At 66.6% G+C, this 14,504-nt stretch carries 12 protein-coding genes; 8 read left to right on the top strand and 4 right to left on the bottom strand.

All coding sequences use genetic code 11. From position 1 onward, the window contains the following. Positions 1-163 precede the first annotated feature (163 nt). The gene (locus NCR37_RS03255; RefSeq protein WP_502800480.1) at positions 164-4,318 is read right to left on the bottom strand and encodes a translocation/assembly module TamB domain-containing protein; all 4,155 of its coding nucleotides are present in this window, start codon (positions 4,316-4,318) and stop codon (positions 164-166) included. A 7-nt stretch (positions 4,319-4,325) separates the two neighbouring features. Next, a complete protein-coding gene (locus tag NCR37_RS03250; protein WP_250471849.1) occupies positions 4,326-6,032 on the bottom strand; it encodes an autotransporter assembly complex protein TamA in 1,707 nt (568 codons plus the stop codon). Between the two features lie 476 nt (positions 6,033-6,508). On the opposite strand from NCR37_RS03250, the gene NCR37_RS03245 reads away from it, so the two are divergent. From NCR37_RS03245 to panD, 4 genes are all read left to right on the top strand, one after another. Further along, complete coding sequence (locus NCR37_RS03245) at positions 6,509-6,697, top strand: DUF3460 family protein (RefSeq protein ID WP_175940608.1); 189 nt, start codon at positions 6,509-6,511, stop codon at positions 6,695-6,697. Between the two features lie 95 nt (positions 6,698-6,792). After that, complete coding sequence (locus tag NCR37_RS03240) at positions 6,793-7,620, top strand: segregation and condensation protein A (RefSeq protein WP_175940607.1); 828 nt, start codon at positions 6,793-6,795, stop codon at positions 7,618-7,620. Positions 7,621-7,692: 72 nt separating this feature from the next. After that, positions 7,693-8,526, top strand: coding sequence for a pantoate--beta-alanine ligase (gene panC, locus NCR37_RS03235; protein ID WP_250471574.1), 834 nt, complete (start codon positions 7,693-7,695; stop codon positions 8,524-8,526). A 14-nt stretch (positions 8,527-8,540) separates the two neighbouring features. Next, on the top strand, positions 8,541-8,927 hold the full coding sequence (panD, locus tag NCR37_RS03230) for an aspartate 1-decarboxylase (RefSeq protein ID WP_250471566.1): 387 nt from the start codon (positions 8,541-8,543) through the stop codon (positions 8,925-8,927). A gap of 60 nt (positions 8,928-8,987) precedes the next feature. Here panD and NCR37_RS03225 read toward each other — a convergent pair whose 3' ends face one another. Continuing rightward, positions 8,988-9,614 carry a nucleotide-binding protein gene (locus NCR37_RS03225; protein ID WP_250471556.1) on the bottom strand — a complete coding sequence of 209 codons (627 nt, stop codon included), beginning with the start codon at positions 9,612-9,614 and terminating at the stop codon, positions 8,988-8,990. 177 nt (positions 9,615-9,791) lie between these two features. Between NCR37_RS03225 and NCR37_RS03220 the strand changes: the two genes are divergently transcribed. Beyond that, entirely contained in the window at positions 9,792-10,208 is a 417-nt protein-coding gene (locus NCR37_RS03220; protein ID WP_250471555.1) for a PaaI family thioesterase, read from the top strand. A 5-nt stretch (positions 10,209-10,213) separates the two neighbouring features. Here NCR37_RS03220 and NCR37_RS03215 read toward each other — a convergent pair whose 3' ends face one another. Beyond that, positions 10,214-11,686: a cobyric acid synthase gene (locus NCR37_RS03215; protein WP_250471553.1), complete on the bottom strand. Its 1,473-nt coding sequence runs from the start codon at positions 11,684-11,686 to the stop codon at positions 10,214-10,216. A 56-nt stretch (positions 11,687-11,742) separates the two neighbouring features. On the opposite strand from NCR37_RS03215, the gene cobU reads away from it, so the two are divergent. The 3 genes from cobU to cobD are packed head-to-tail and all read left to right on the top strand — an operon-like array spanning position 11,743 to position 14,288. Next, complete coding sequence (gene cobU / locus NCR37_RS03210) at positions 11,743-12,291, top strand: bifunctional adenosylcobinamide kinase/adenosylcobinamide-phosphate guanylyltransferase (RefSeq protein ID WP_250471551.1); 549 nt, start codon at positions 11,743-11,745, stop codon at positions 12,289-12,291. Positions 12,292-12,304: 13 nt separating this feature from the next. Beyond that, positions 12,305-13,246 carry an adenosylcobinamide-phosphate synthase CbiB gene (gene cbiB, locus NCR37_RS03205; protein WP_250471550.1) on the top strand — a complete coding sequence of 314 codons (942 nt, stop codon included), beginning with the start codon at positions 12,305-12,307 and terminating at the stop codon, positions 13,244-13,246. Beyond that, positions 13,239-14,288 carry a threonine-phosphate decarboxylase CobD gene (gene cobD / locus NCR37_RS03200; protein WP_250471540.1) on the top strand — a complete coding sequence of 350 codons (1,050 nt, stop codon included), beginning with the start codon at positions 13,239-13,241 and terminating at the stop codon, positions 14,286-14,288. Before cbiB ends, cobD begins: the two co-directional genes overlap by 8 nt. Positions 14,289-14,504 lie beyond the last annotated feature (216 nt).

Below are 14,504 nucleotides of genomic sequence, written 5' to 3'. Positions count from 1 at the left end.
CCGATGGTCGTGTTTCGGTGGCAGGCGTAGGCGCCGCTGGGTAACTGGGATGAGAGGTACGAGTGGCCGGATGATGGGACTGAGGCGGCCGGATAGAACCTGTCGCGAGCGGTCCCCGGCGAATTCGCGAAGAGCTTCTTCTTCTCAGCGCGACGCGCGGCGCTTAGTCCGAATCCACCGCCGTCGCCGATGCTCCGAACGGCGCGGACACGCCCGACGCGCCCGATGCCGCCGAAGGCTGCTCCGCCGAACGCGAATCCGTCGAGCTCGACGCAAAGAGCCGCATCCACGAATTGAAGCGCCGCGTGTACGACAGATCGACGCCCTGATACGTGCCGCCATACGCCGTCACGGACCAGAAGCGCGACAGGCTCAACGTCGCCTTGACCGCGTTGGCCGCCGACTGCAGCCCCTGCTCGTAGCCGATCACGAGCCGCTCGTTGATCGCCTTCGAAATCAGCACGACCTGCTGGTCCGTCAGGCCGACTTCGCTCGATCCGATGGAGAACTCGTCCAGTCCGAAGGTCTGCGCGATGCGCTTGCCGCTCGACCCGCCGAGGAGCGCGAGCGCGCTCGTCATCGCGCTTTGCTGGCCGATGTTGTTGCCCTGATCCGTGCCGTGGCCGAACAGCAACCACGAGAGCTTTTCGTTGTCCGGCACGTTCGGCTCGGAAATGAGCTTCGCCACCGGGGACTGCACCGTGCCCGTCACCTGCACGCCCGCCTCGATTTCCTGATTGCGGCGCATCGCCAGAATATTGAGGCCGGGATTCGTCACCGGGCCGTTGAACGTGAAGAAGCCGTTCTCGATGTTCAGCTTGCGGCCGAACGCCGTATAGGTCGATCCGGGCGTCACGCGCACGTTGCCGACCGCGCGCAGCGGCATGTTCGGCGCGCTCATCGCGGTGATCGTGCCGGCAAGCCCGAGGTCGGCGCCCGCGCCCTTGAAACGGAACCGCTGCCCGAGGTCGATATCGATATTCGCGCGCGGCGTGAACGGCCCGACCGGCTTTTCCGTCGCGGCTTCGAACGACTTCCCGTTCTCGCCCTTCACGGTGCCGTCCGGACGCATGACCACGACATCGTCGCCGAGCGCGGGCGCCGAGCTTTCGGGCAGGTCGAAGAGCCCGTGATCGACGGTGAACTTGCCGTTGATCGCTATGCCGCCTTGCAGCCCCGCGTTCGCAACGCTCGCGCTGCCCGAAAGCATGAGTTGCCGGTCCGGCGAGGCGAAGAGTTCGAGCTTGTCCGCGATGATGCTCGCCGTCAGATCGGGCTGCTGCTGGTCGAGGCGCACCTTGCCGGTCGCGCGCAAGGTGCCGCTCGCGCCGTGGAACTCCACTTGACGAAAATCGACGAGATTCTCCGACAGCGCAATCCGGATAATGCCGTCCTTCAACTGCACGCCCTGATCCACGACCGTCGCCGACACGTTGTCGCCCGTCAGCGAACCGGAGAGCGTCGGCTTTGCGACGATGCCCGCGAGCGTCAGTTTCAACGCGAGTCTGCCGCCGAGCAGATAGTTGGCGCCCAGCAGGCCGCCGGTGGTTCGCAGTTCGGGAATGTTCGCGTCGATGGCGCCGGTGAGCGGCGCTTCGTCCGCGACGGTGAGCGCGCCGTCGCGCTCGACGAGCGTCGTGTGCGCGTTCGCGTCGATCACGCCGATGCGGCTTGCCTGCGCGTGCAGCGTCGCGTTCAGGCGATTGCCGTTGCTGAAATCCGCGCGCGCGACGATATCCGAGATGCCGAGCGCCGCGACGCCGCGCGTGCCGTCGATGGTCACGTCGCCGGCGCGGCGCTTGATCTGCGCGTAGCCGGTCGCCGTCGAGCCGAGCGAGAAGTTCCAGTCGCCGTCGAAAACGAGGTCCGTGCGCAGCGACGATTCCTCGCCGGTCATTTCGCGCCGCACTTCGAGCAGACGCGGCACCGAAAGATTCGTGAGCGTGCCGGCCGATTGCATGCGCCCGTTCTCCAGCGCCAACGACTTGAGGTTGAGCACCGCGCCTTCGGCGACGAGCCGCGTCGCGCCGAGCACGATGCGCTTCGGCCCGTAGCTCACTGACAGCGGCGTTTCCAGATTCACCGACGGCGTGCCCTTGTTCGACAGCTTCGTGATGGTGCCGTCCCAGTGCGGGCCGTCGGCGGCGTCGGTGAACTTGCCGTTCGCGCCGAGCGCCAGATTCACCGCCTGACCTTGCACCTTGCCGGTCGCGGTGAGGGCGAGCGTGTGCTGCATGCGCGTGCCGTTGAGATTGGCGTCGAGCGTGGCGACTTCGATGCCCGACGTGCTCGCGTCGCGCGCCTTGAGCGTAAAGACGAGCGCGCCGTTCGCGCCGTCGCGGATATCGGCGCGGCCTTCCGCATGGCCGAGCCGGTTCGCGCCGAACACGACGCCATCGGCCTGATAATTCGCCGCGACGTTCGGGTGCGCGAGCGAGCCCGTAAGATCGCCGTCCGCCTTCACGGTGCCGGCGATGCCGAAGCCGAGCCGCTCCAGCTGCGGCGCGTCGACGCGAAAGCGCAGCCGGTCGCCCGGCGCGCCGAAACTGCCGTTCAAATCGACATCGTTGCCCGCAATCGAAAGCTGCGCCGTGCTCGGCAGGATGCGCATGCCCGCCACTTGCACCGTGCCCGCGCCGGTGAGCGGCAGGTTGTCGTATGTGCTGTCGCCGAGCTTGAACGTGGCTTTCGTCGTGAGCGTCGGCGCGAGCATGCCCGAGGCGGCGAGCGTGCCATTCACCCGGGCCTCGATCACGCGCGGCGGCGGTCCTTTCTTCGCGGCGGGCTTCGGCTGAATGAGCTGCTGCGTCAGTTGCAGCGGATTGAAGTCGATGAACTTCGCTTTCACGTCGTAGCTCGAATTCGCGTCCTTCTTCAGCGCGCCGCTCGCCTCCACGCGGCCTTTCCCGACGATGAGCTTCACGTCGTCGAGCGTGGTCGCTTTCGGATCGAGCCTGACCTTCGCCTGCGCGCGGATGGCGGCGCGCGGATCGTTGAGATCGGCGGTGACGGTTTGCGTATCGCCCGCCAGCACGACGCGCACCGGACCCGCGAAGTCCGTCGGCCGCACGCTCGGCTCGATGGCATTCAGGTCGAGCTTCGCCACGTTGAGGTCGAACTGTCCGTTGCCGCCCGACAGCGCGCCGCCGCCCGTGATCGTCGCGTTCTTCAGAAGGCGCACGTTCAGGTCCGCGATGCGCTGCGCCGACGCGTCGAGCCGCACGTTCGCCCGCGCGTCGATAAGCGGCAGCAGCTTCTTGTCGATGGAACCGGGCTTCGCGTTGACGATCGACACCGGCCCGCTCACCACGAAGGTTTTTGCGTCCGGCACCGGCTTCACTTCGGCGCGCACGGCGAGATCGGCGGCGGGCGCGCCCGCGCTGAACGCCTGCGGATTGATGTGATCGGCGGTGACGATGGCGAGCTTGAGCGGCACGTCGGCGAAAGGCGTCGCTTCGACGTGCGCCTGCCCCGCGAGCTTCAGGCCGCTCGCATTCACGTCCGCGACGAGGTCTTCAAGCGAACCCGAAAGGCGCGCGCCGACCTGCACCGTCTCGCCGCTGACCTTGCCCGCGTAGGTCACATCGCCCGCGAGCGGGAACGGCCGCGCGCCGCCGTCGAGCTTCGCGGCCGCCGTCACCGCGCCGAAAGGCGTGTCGAGCCGCTGCACCGTCGCTTCGTGATGCCGGCCGTCGCTGCGCCCGTTGAAGAGCAGGCGCGAGAATTCGGTGGTCGTCGTCCCTTGATGCAGCCGCAGCTTTTCGACGCTCAGATCGCGGACCACGAGCTGGATCGGCAGGCGCAGGTCCTTCGGCAGTTCCGTCTTCTTGCTCGGCTCGTTCGATGGCGCGATGCGCGCGTCGACGGTGCCGACATGCAGATAGTCGATGGTAAAGCGCAGCGGATCGCGCGTGAGCGACCAGCGGCCCGACACGCTGTCGACGGCGATATCGGTGCCTTTGCCGTCGAGGCTCTTCCAGTGGACATCGCGCAATTGCAGGCCCGCGGCGACCGCGCCGCCGTCCAGCTTGCCGGTGAGCCGGCCGCCGAGGAGCGAGGTCGCCGCCTGCCACAGATAGCGCGTGCCGGGCTCGGTCGTGAGCGCGAAGAAGACCGTGCCGAGCGCCAGCACGACGATGAAGAGAACGACGAGCACCAACGCCGCGAGCCAGCGCAGCGCGCGCCGCCCGCCGCTGCGGCGCGCCGGCGTCTTCGGCGCGTCGCCGTTGCCGTTGCTGTTGCCATTGCTGTTGCCGTTGCCGCCTGCTTGCGCGTCGGGTTCCGTCATGCGTTCGTTGTTGTCGGGAAGATCGCTCATGGCGTGCTCAGAACGCGATGCCGAGCGTCAGATACGGCTTGATGCTCTTGTTCTTCAGGCCGTATGCGACGTCCACGTTGACCGGCCCGACCGGGCTGCGCCAGCGCGCGCCGACGCCCACGCCCGGCTGGAACACGCGCTCGTGCCACGTATCGGTCGCCGTGCCGATGTCGAAGAACACCGCGCCGCCCCAGTCGTGCGTGAACCAGTGCTGATATTCGCTGCTGCCCGTCACCATGTACTTGGTCGGCAACACCGAACCGGACACATTGTGGCCGATACCCAGATAGCTATAACCGCGCACCGAATTCGCGCCGCCCGCGCGGAACAGAAGCGACGCCGGCACGCCGCTCGACGGCCCGGTCGTGAACACGCCGCCGAACTCGGCGCGAAACACGAGGAGATCGTTCTTGCCGAGCGGCAGGTACTGCTGGGCATTCGTGTAGAGGCGCGCGAACGTCTGATCGGTCATGACGTTTTTCACGGCGAAGCCCGCTTCCGCCCGGATCACGTTGCCGCGGCGCGGAAACAGCGGATCGTCGACGTCGCGGCGCACCCACGTCCACGCGGGCACGAGCGCGCGCGCGGTCGACGGGTTCGGCTCGTTCTGCGTGAGCCGGTCGTCGTAGAACGTCAGCGAATACGTGGTGTCGATGTTCTGCGTCGAGCGCGAACGCTGCACGCCGACGCGCGCGCTGTAGATCTTCGTATCCGATACGTCCGTGATCGTGTAGGAGCCGAACACCGCGTTGACCCAGCCGCGCGAATCCGGCGGCATGGCGAGCTGCACGCGGCCGTACTGCTGCGTCTGGTCGAGGCGTCCGGAGATGGTGAACGGATACGCCGCGCCGAACGTATTCAGATAGCTGTAGGCGCCCTGAATGTGAAAGCCCGTGTCCGTTGCATAGCCGACGCCGTAGCGCACGCTGTTGTACGGATACTCGCTCACCTTGATGTGCAGCGGCGTCTCGATAGGCTTCGTGACGTCGTTGGCAGCGTCGATCGCGACGCTCGCGTAGTACGGCGTGTTCTGCACCTGCCGCTGAAGCTCGTTCACGCGGGCGATGTCGTAGATTTCGCCTTCGTGGATCGGATTCACGTTTTCGATGATCTTCTGGGGATAACGCTTCGTGCCGCTAATATCGAGCTTGCCGAAGGTGAAGGTCGGGCCGCTGTCGAACGTGACCGAGAGATCCGCCATTTGCGTGCGCGGATTGATGCGCGCCTGCGACCGCACGATGCGCGCGCCGAGATAGCGGCGCGATTGCAGCGCGCGCAGCGCCGCGCTCTTTGCGTCGTCCCAGGCGTGCTGCGAAAAGGCGTCGCCTTCGTTGACCGAAAACGCGAACCGCGCGGCGTTTTCCTGCGTGCGGTCTTCCGTCGTCACCGCGCCCGTGAACTTCAGGTCCACCGAAGCGACTTTCGTCTGCGGACCGGGATCGACGCTGACTTTCACCGAACGCTTGTCGCCCGCCGTGTTGACGTCCGTGCGCACGACGGGCGTGAAATAGCCCTCGGTCGCGACCAGATCGCGCACGTCTTTCGGCGTCGCGGTAACGAGGAACTGGAACTGGTCGTCGCTCACGTCGTCGCGCTTGGCGAAACGCGCGAGATCGAGATGATCCTGCAACAGCTTCCTGATGCTGCGCGGGGCGTCGATGTCCACGTCGTATTTCGCGAAGGCGGGCGTCGCGGCCGCCAGCAATGCAAGCATCGCGAGCGCAGCCGACGCCAGACGGAACCCGGCGACGGCGGCCGGGCGATTGCGGCCAGGAGGCGCAAACGGTTTCGCTGTGCGCGGAATTGCGGCCAGGTTGCGCAGCGCGCGCAGCGAATCAGACAAACGCCCCGCCAAACGTGACCTCCGGCATCGGGATGAGTGGGAATCGAAAGGTGAAGCGGTCTAGCCAGTGCAGCTTCGGCGCCGCTTCGGCGCGGCTCGCGCGGCACGGCGCAGGCGCTATTTCACCACATCGATGCGCGCGGGCGACGTAAAAAAGCACGGTACGGCATGAGAGCCGTGCGCCGTTGGACGGCTCGAGGGCCCGGCGGGTTCCGCACGCGAGCGCGGCAAGCGCCGATATGCGTGGACCGCGCCTCTCCTTGCGGTAAAATCGCCGACGAACTTCGCGCGCCGGTTTGCCCCAGCGCGCCGCCCTCATCGAACCGAATCGACTCAACGGAAGCCGGATCATGTATCAGTCGGATATCACCCAGTTCATCAATCAGCTGAAAGCGCAGAAACCCACGCTGGAAGACGAACAGCGCCGCGGCCGCGCGCTCTTGTGGGACAAACAGCCCGTCGATCTGGACGAGCGCGCGCGTCAGCAAACCTCGCGCGTGAAGCAGACGCCTTACGTGTACTACCAGAACTTCTGAACGTGAGCGCCGGCCACGAGCCGCAAGCGTCCCGCGCCGGTAATCGGGAAGACAGGCGGGAAGACAGGCGGGAGGATGCACGCGAAAATCGCGACGTGGCGCTCGCCGCGCCCGCGACCGATTCGACGCCCGACACCATCGACGGCGTCGCGATCGCGCATCTCTACGGCGAGCCGCTCTGGAAGCTGCCGACGGATCTGTACATTCCGCCGGACGCGCTCGAAGTCTTTCTGGAAGCGTTCGAAGGCCCGCTGGACCTGCTGCTCTACCTGATCCGCAAGCAGAATTTCAACGTGCTCGACATTCCGATGGCGGATGTCACCGCGCAGTATCTCGGCTACGTGGACCAGATTCGCCAGTCGAATCTGGAACTGGCGTCGGAATATCTGCTGATGGCGGCCATGCTCATCGAGATCAAGTCGCGCATGCTGCTGCCGGTCAAGAAGGCCGACACCGGCGAGGACGCCGAAGACCCGCGCGCCGAACTCGTGCGGCGACTGCTGGAATACGAGCAGATGAAGCTCGCGGCGCAGCGCATCGACCAGTTGCCGCAACTCGGCCGCGACTTCCTGCGCGCGGAGGTGTATATCGAGCAGGCGTCGGTGCAACGCTTCCCGGACGTCGACATGAACGACCTGCGCGCCGCCTGGGCCGACGTGATCAAGCGCGCGAAGCTCGTGCAGCATCACAAGATTTCGCGCGAAGAGCTTTCGGTGCGCGAGCACATGAGCATCATCCTGCGCCGCCTGCAAACCGCGCGCTTCATGGAGTTCACGGAGCTCTTCGATACGTCGCGCGGCGTGCCGGTCGTCGTCGTGAACTTCATCGCGATGCTGGAGCTGTCGCGCGAATCGCTGCTCGAAATCACGCAGGCCGAGCCGTATGCGCCCATCTACGTCCGGCTGGCGTACTCTCCTGCCTAAGAACCCGCTTTTCTCCCACATTTGCCTCGGGGCAGCCGATTTCCACGCCGCCCGCCAGGAGACACCCGCTCGATGAAAGTCATCAGCTCGATCCATGAACTGCGCGACCAGTTGCGCGGCCAGAACCGAACCGCCTTCGTTCCGACGATGGGCAATCTTCACGAAGGCCATCTCTCGCTGATGCGGCTCGCGCGTCAGCACGGCGATCCCGTGGTCGCGAGCATCTTCGTGAACCGCCTGCAATTCGGGCCGAACGAAGACTTCGACAAATATCCGCGCACGCTGCAGGACGACATCGAAAAGCTGCAAAGCGAGAACGTCTACGTGCTGTTCGCGCCGACCGAGAAGGACATGTATCCGGAGCCGCAGCAGTATCGCGTGCATCCGCCGCACAATCTCGGCGACATTCTCGAAGGGGAATTCCGCCCCGGCTTCTTTCATGGCGTGTGCACCGTCGTGATGAAGCTGATGTCGTGCGTGCAGCCGCGCGTCGCCGTGTTCGGCAAGAAGGACTATCAGCAGTTGATGATCGTGCGGCAGATGTGCCACCAGTTCGCGCTGCCGACGGAAATCGTCGCTGCTGAAACCGTGCGCGACGAAGACGGCCTCGCGCTGTCGTCGCGGAACCGCTTTCTGTCGCCTGCCGAACGCGCGGAAGCGCCGCAGCTTGCCGCGCAACTGCAGCGCGTGCGCGAAGCCGTGCTGTCGGGCAATCGCGATATCGCCGCGCTGGAACGCGACGCCATCAACGCGCTCGCCGAGCGCGGCTGGAAACCCGACTACGTTAGCGTGCGCAAGCGCGCCGACCTGCTCGCGCCGGGCGAGGCGGACGCCGATGCGCCGCTCGTCGTGCTCGCCGCCGCGAAGCTCGGCGCGACGCGCCTCATCGACAATCTGGAAATCTGAAGGAAGTCCGCAACATGCAACGCACCATGCTCAAATCGAAGATTCATCGCGCGACGGTCACGCACTGCGAGCTGCATTACGAAGGCTCGTGCGCCATCGACGAGGATCTGCTCGAAGCGGCGAATCTCCTGGAGAACGAGCAGATCGACATCTGGAACGTGAATAACGGCGAGCGCCTGACCACGTACGCGATCAAGGGCGAGCGCGGCAGCGGCATGATTTCGCTGAACGGGTCGGCCGCCCGGCGCGCGCAACTGGGCGATCTCGTCATCATCGCGGCATTCGCGCAGGTGGACGAAACGGAGATCGCGGCGGGCTGGAAGCCGAATCTCGTGTTCGTCGATGAGAACAACCGCATGAAGGGCAGCCGCGACCACGTGCCGACGCAGAACTGGACGTGATTCTTCGGAGATTTCTGCTCCGAACAAGGCCGGCGCATCCTTCTGGGAGCGCCGGCTTGTTTATTTCTTCTGCGCCCAGTCAATGATCGGCTGCCACTGCTCCAGATCTTTCTCGACGCGGCTTTGCGCGACATCCCAGATGGTGAGACCGTGCGCGGCGAGCTGCACATAGTTCTGCGTGTCGCGCAGGAAGGCCAGCACAGGCAGATCGAGCCCTTCCACGAAACGATGCAGCTGGTCGGCCGAGCGCGTGCGCGCATCGACGCGCATGCCGACCACGCCCACCTGTATCGAGCCTTTGCGCACCGCCTTTTCCTTCGCCAGCTTCGCGAGAAAGTCCTGCGTCGCGAGAATGTCGAACATGGACGGCTGCAACGGCACGATGACCTTGTCGGCCAGTTGCAGCGCCAGCGCGAGCCGGTTGCCGTGCACGCCGGCCGGTGTATCGACGATGGCTTTTTCCAGACCTTTCGGCGGCTTCGCGGGCGCATCGGGATTCACGCCCCATTCCTCGATTTTCGGCAGCGTATCGGCGCGCAGCGAGAGCCAGCCGTGCGCGGAGCGCTGTTTGTCGAGATCGGCGAGCGCGACCCATTCGCCGTTCGCGGCGAAATAGCCTGCCAGGTTCGTTGCGAGCGTGCTCTTGCCGACGCCGCCTTTCGGATTTGCCACCACGATCACGGTCATGGAATGTCCTGATATTTGTACGGCGCGCGAGAAAGCGCGGAAGCCGCGCGCACGGTTTCGTCGTTATAGAACGGATACATGATTCGAGCCGTTGATAATATCGGCAAACGACACGCGCGGCACGCTGGCCGGTTGGCCGATGGCGCGCGCCTTCTCTACTCGACCGGATGACCGCTCATGCCTCTTCGCCCCGACGTCACGCTCGATTTCCTGCGCAACCGCCAGAAAGGCCGTCTGCCTGATTTGCTCGGCATCCAGTTGCTTTCGCTCGATGAAGGCGCGCTCACCGGCGAACTCATGATCCGCCCGGAACTGCTCGCGCCGAACGGCTTTCTGCACGCGGCGACCGTCGTCGGGCTCGCGGATACGTGCTGCGGCTACGCATGCATCGCGCATCTGCCGGAGAAGGCGCAGAACTTCACGACGCTCGAACTCAAGAGCAACCACGTTTCGACGGCGCGCGAGGGGAAGATCGTCGCGAAAGCGAGCGCCGTGCATCTGGGGCGCAGCACGCACGTGTGGGACGCGACGGTGACGAACGGCGATGGCAAGCTGATCGCGATGTTTCGGTGTACGCAGATGATCTTGTACTGACGCGTCTAGGCGAACAACGCCGCGACCGCATCCATATCGAGCGACTGCGCGAACGCATCCGCGAGCCGTTCCAGCGACGCCTCGCGCAGCGCGGGATAGTCGAGCGGCGCGGCATCATCGACGCCTGCCCACGCGAGCAGCGCGGCGCAGGCTTCCGGCGTATCGAACACGCCGTGCAGATACGTCGCGGCGATTTGTCCGTCGTCCGATATCGCGCCATCGACGCGCTGCGAATTTAGCGCGACCAGAGGCCGGTCCAGCGCCGCACCGCTCGTGCGGCCCATGTGAATCTCGTAGCCACGCACGGGCGCGTTCATCGCGCCGATCAGGAGCCGTCCAGTGACGTTTTCCAGTTGCTTCTGCGGCGTGAGCACCGTGTGCAGATCAAGCAGCCCGAGACCCGCAACACGCCCCGCCGCGCCTTCGACGCCATCCGGATCGTCTATCTCGCGCCCGAGCATCTGCATCCCGCCGCAAATGCCGAGCACTTTCCCGCCGTATCGAAGATGCCGCGTGATTGCGCAATCCCAGCCGTGCTCGCGCAGCCACGCGAGATCGCGCTGCACGCTTTTCGACCCCGGCAGAACGATCAGATCCGCAGGCGGCGGCGCGATGCCCGCGCGCACGTACTCGAAATCGACCTGAGGATGCGCCCGCAGCGCATCGAAGTCCGTGTGATTACTGATGCGCGGCAACGCGGGCACGATCACCTTCAGCGCGTGGCCTTCGCGCCGGGCGTGCGGCTCGCGCGGCAGCATGTCTTCGGCATCGAGCGTGAGGCCATGCAGGTACGGCAGCACGCCGAGCACGGGCTTGCCTGTCTGCCCTTCGAGCCAGTCGAGCCCCGGCTTCAGAAGGCCGATATCGCCGCGAAACCGGTTGATGACGAAGCCCCGCACGCGCGCCCGCTCGCTTTCCGACAGACACGCGAGCGTGCCGACCAGATGCGCGAACACGCCGCCGCGATCGATGTCCGCCACCAGCACCACCGGACAATCGACGCGCTCGGCGAAGCCCATGTTGGCGATATCGCGGTCGCGCAAGTTGATCTCGGCGGGACTGCCCGCGCCTTCCACGATGACCGCGTCGAAGTCGGCCTGCAAGCGCGCGTACGACTGCAAGACGGCGTCGAAGGCAATGCTCTTGTACGCGTGATAAGCGCGCGCGTCGAGATTGGCATGGGCGTGGCCGTGGATGATGACCTGCGCGCCGCGATCGCTCGTCGGCTTGAGCAGCACCGGATTGAAGTCGATGCGCGCCGGGACGCCCGCCGCCACCGCCTGCAACGCCTGCGCGCGGCCGATCTCGCCGCCGTCGATCGTCACCGCGCTGTTGAGCGCCATGTTCTGCGGCTTGAACGGCGCGACCCGCGCGCCGCCGCGCCGCGCGAGACGGCACAGGCCCGCGACGAGCGTGCTCTTGCCGGCATCGGACGTGGTGCCCTGAATCATCAACGTGCCGCGCGGAGTGAAGGGCATCGGAGGATTCCCATGAAGAACGACGCGCTATCTTAGCCCGTCAGTACAATATTGCGATGATCCCCGACATCACGTTCATCCTCGGCGGCGCCCGCTCCGGCAAGAGCGCGCACGCCGAGCGCCTCGCCGACGAAAGCGGCCTGCCCGTCACGTATATCGCGACGGCGCGTATCGGCGATGCCGAGTTCGCCGCGCGCGTGCGGCATCATCGGTTGCGCCGGCCCGCGCACTGGACGCTCGTCGAAGCGCCGCTCGATCTCTCGGGCGCGTTGCGCGAGGCGGATCGCGCGGGACAGTGCGTGCTGATCGACTGCCTCACGCTCTGGCTCGCCAATCTGCTCTGCCCATCCGAATCCTCCTTCGACGAGCCCGCCACGCTGCCGGCCGCCGCCATCGAAGCATTCGATGCCTTCGACCGCGCCCTCGCCGATGCGCGCGGAAAGGTCATCGTCGTGAGCAACGAGATCGGGCTCGGCGTGGTGCCGCTCGGCTCGGTCACGCGCCTTTACGTGGACGAGCTCGGCCGGCTGAACCAGCGCGTCGCGGCAGCCAGCACGCGCGCCATGTTGATGGTCGCGGGCCTGCCGCTCGTGCTCAAAGGCTAAGGGGCCGAACGCCATGCTCCTTCTTTCCGTCTACGCGATGTCGCTGCTCGCCGTGCTCGGCGTGATCGTCGATCGCATCTTCGGGGAACCGCGCGGGCGCCACCCGCTCGTCGCGTTCGGCCAGTTCGCGACGAAGCTCGAAGCACGGCTCAACACCGGGCGTCGCGCGCGGCCCGCGGGAATTCTCGCTTGGATCGTCGCGGTCGCGCCGCCGGTTTGCATCGCGTGGCTCGTCGTGAGCGTGCTGCCGTTCGCGTACGCGTGCATCGTTCACGTGATGCTGCTGTGGTTCGCGCTCGGCGCAAAGAGTTTGCGCGAACACATCGCGCCGATTGCGCGGGCGCTCAGTCTCGGCGATCTCGACGGCGCGCGCGCGCTCACGTCGCGCATCGTGTCGCGCGATACGTCGCAGGCGGACGAGCTGGCGTTGTCGCGGGCGGCGGTCGAATCGGCGCTGGAAAACGGCAACGACGCGATCTTCGGCGCGCTCTTCTGGTTCGCGATCGCGGGCGGGCCGGGCGCGCTCGCGTTCCGGCTCGCGAACACGCTCGACGCGATGTGGGGTTATCGCACGCCGCGCTACCTGCGCTTCGGCTGGGCGGCGGCGCGCTTCGACGACGTGCTCAACTACCTGCCCGCGCGTCTCACGGCCGCGAGTTACGCGCTCACGGGCGACACCGGCATGGCGTGGCACTGCTGGCGCACGCAGGCGCGGTCGTGGGACAGCCCGAACGCCGGGCCGGTGATGGCCGCGGGCGCGGGCAGCCTGAACGTGCTGATCGGCGGCGCGGCGGTCTATCACGGCGTGCTCGAAGCGCGGCCGACGCTCGGCGCGGGCCACAACGCGACGCCCCGGCATGTCGTGGCGGCGCTGCGGCTCATCGACCGTTCGGTGCTGCTGTGGCTCGCCGTGTTTCTGGTCCTCGCCATCCTGAGTGTGACGACGAATGCCTGATCCGATTCCGCACGGCGGCAATCTGCGGGAAGCCGCGCGCCGCTATTCGATTCCGCTCGACGACTGGCTCGACCTCTCCACGGGCATCAATCCGCGCGGCTATCCGGTGCCGCCGGTGCCGCCCGACGCCTGGCGACGCCTGCCCGAAGACGACGACGGCCTCGCCGATTGCGCCGCGCGCTACTACGGCGCGCCGCTCGCGCTGCCGGTGGCGGGCTCGCAAGCGGCGATCCGCGCGCTGCCGTATCTGCTCGAGCGCGGCACGGTGGGCGTCGCGCCGCTGACGTACGGCGAATATGCGCCGGCGTTCGCGCGCGCGGGCCATCGTGTCGTGCCGCTCGATATCGGCTGCGGGGAGCTGCCTGCGTCGCTCGATCACGTGATCGTCGCTAATCCGAATAACCCGACGGCCGAGCGGCTCGACCGAGAAACCCTGCTGCGCTGGCACGCGCGGTTGGCTTCGCGCGGCGGCACGCTGATCGTCGATGAAGCCTTCGCCGACGCCGATCCCGCCGCGTCGCTCGCCGCCGAGAGCGCCCGCGATGGTCTCGTCGTGCTGCGTTCGGTCGGCAAGTTCTTCGGGCTGGCAGGCATCCGCGCGGGCTTCGTGCTCGCCGCGCCCGCGTTGCTCGACGCGCTGCGCGACATGCTGGGCGCGTGGACCGTCGGCGGACCGTCGCGGCATGCGGTCATGGCCGCCTTTGCCGATCACGCGTGGCAGGCGGAGACGCGCGAGCGTTTGCAGCGCGACGGCGCGCGACTCGCTGCAATCATCGCGCGACATGGGTTCGATGTGCGCGGCACGCCGCTGTTCGCATGGACACGAACGCCGCGCGCGCGGTCGCTGCATCACGAACTGGCGACGCGCGGAGTCTGGACGCGGCTCTTCGACCGGTCGGATATGACGCCGAGTCTGCGCATCGGTCTGCCGGGCAGCGAAGGCGACTGGGCGCGGCTCGAACGCGCGCTTGCGGAGATTGCGGATGAACTTGTGCCTGAAGCTTTGCGCATGCGTTGCCGGGCTGGTGATGAATCGCGCTGATTGCCTGCGGCCATACGGGCGCTCTATTGACGCTTCCAGCGCCACGGAGCTCGCCGGATGAACGCGCGCTTTTGCAACCTGCGTCTTTTCGCATGCGCCGCCGTCTTCGGGATGGATCGCGCGCCGACCGTCAGCGGCCACAGCACCGCTCCGGACGCTTGCAGCGCCACGGAGATCGCCGGATGAATGCGCGCTTTTGCACCCTGCGTCTTTTCG

The sequence above is a fragment of the Caballeronia sp. GAFFF1 genome, assembly GCF_023630705.1.
Taxonomy (GTDB): Bacteria; Pseudomonadota; Gammaproteobacteria; order Burkholderiales; family Burkholderiaceae; genus Caballeronia.
This window is presented reverse-complemented; position numbering and strand designations above follow the sequence as displayed.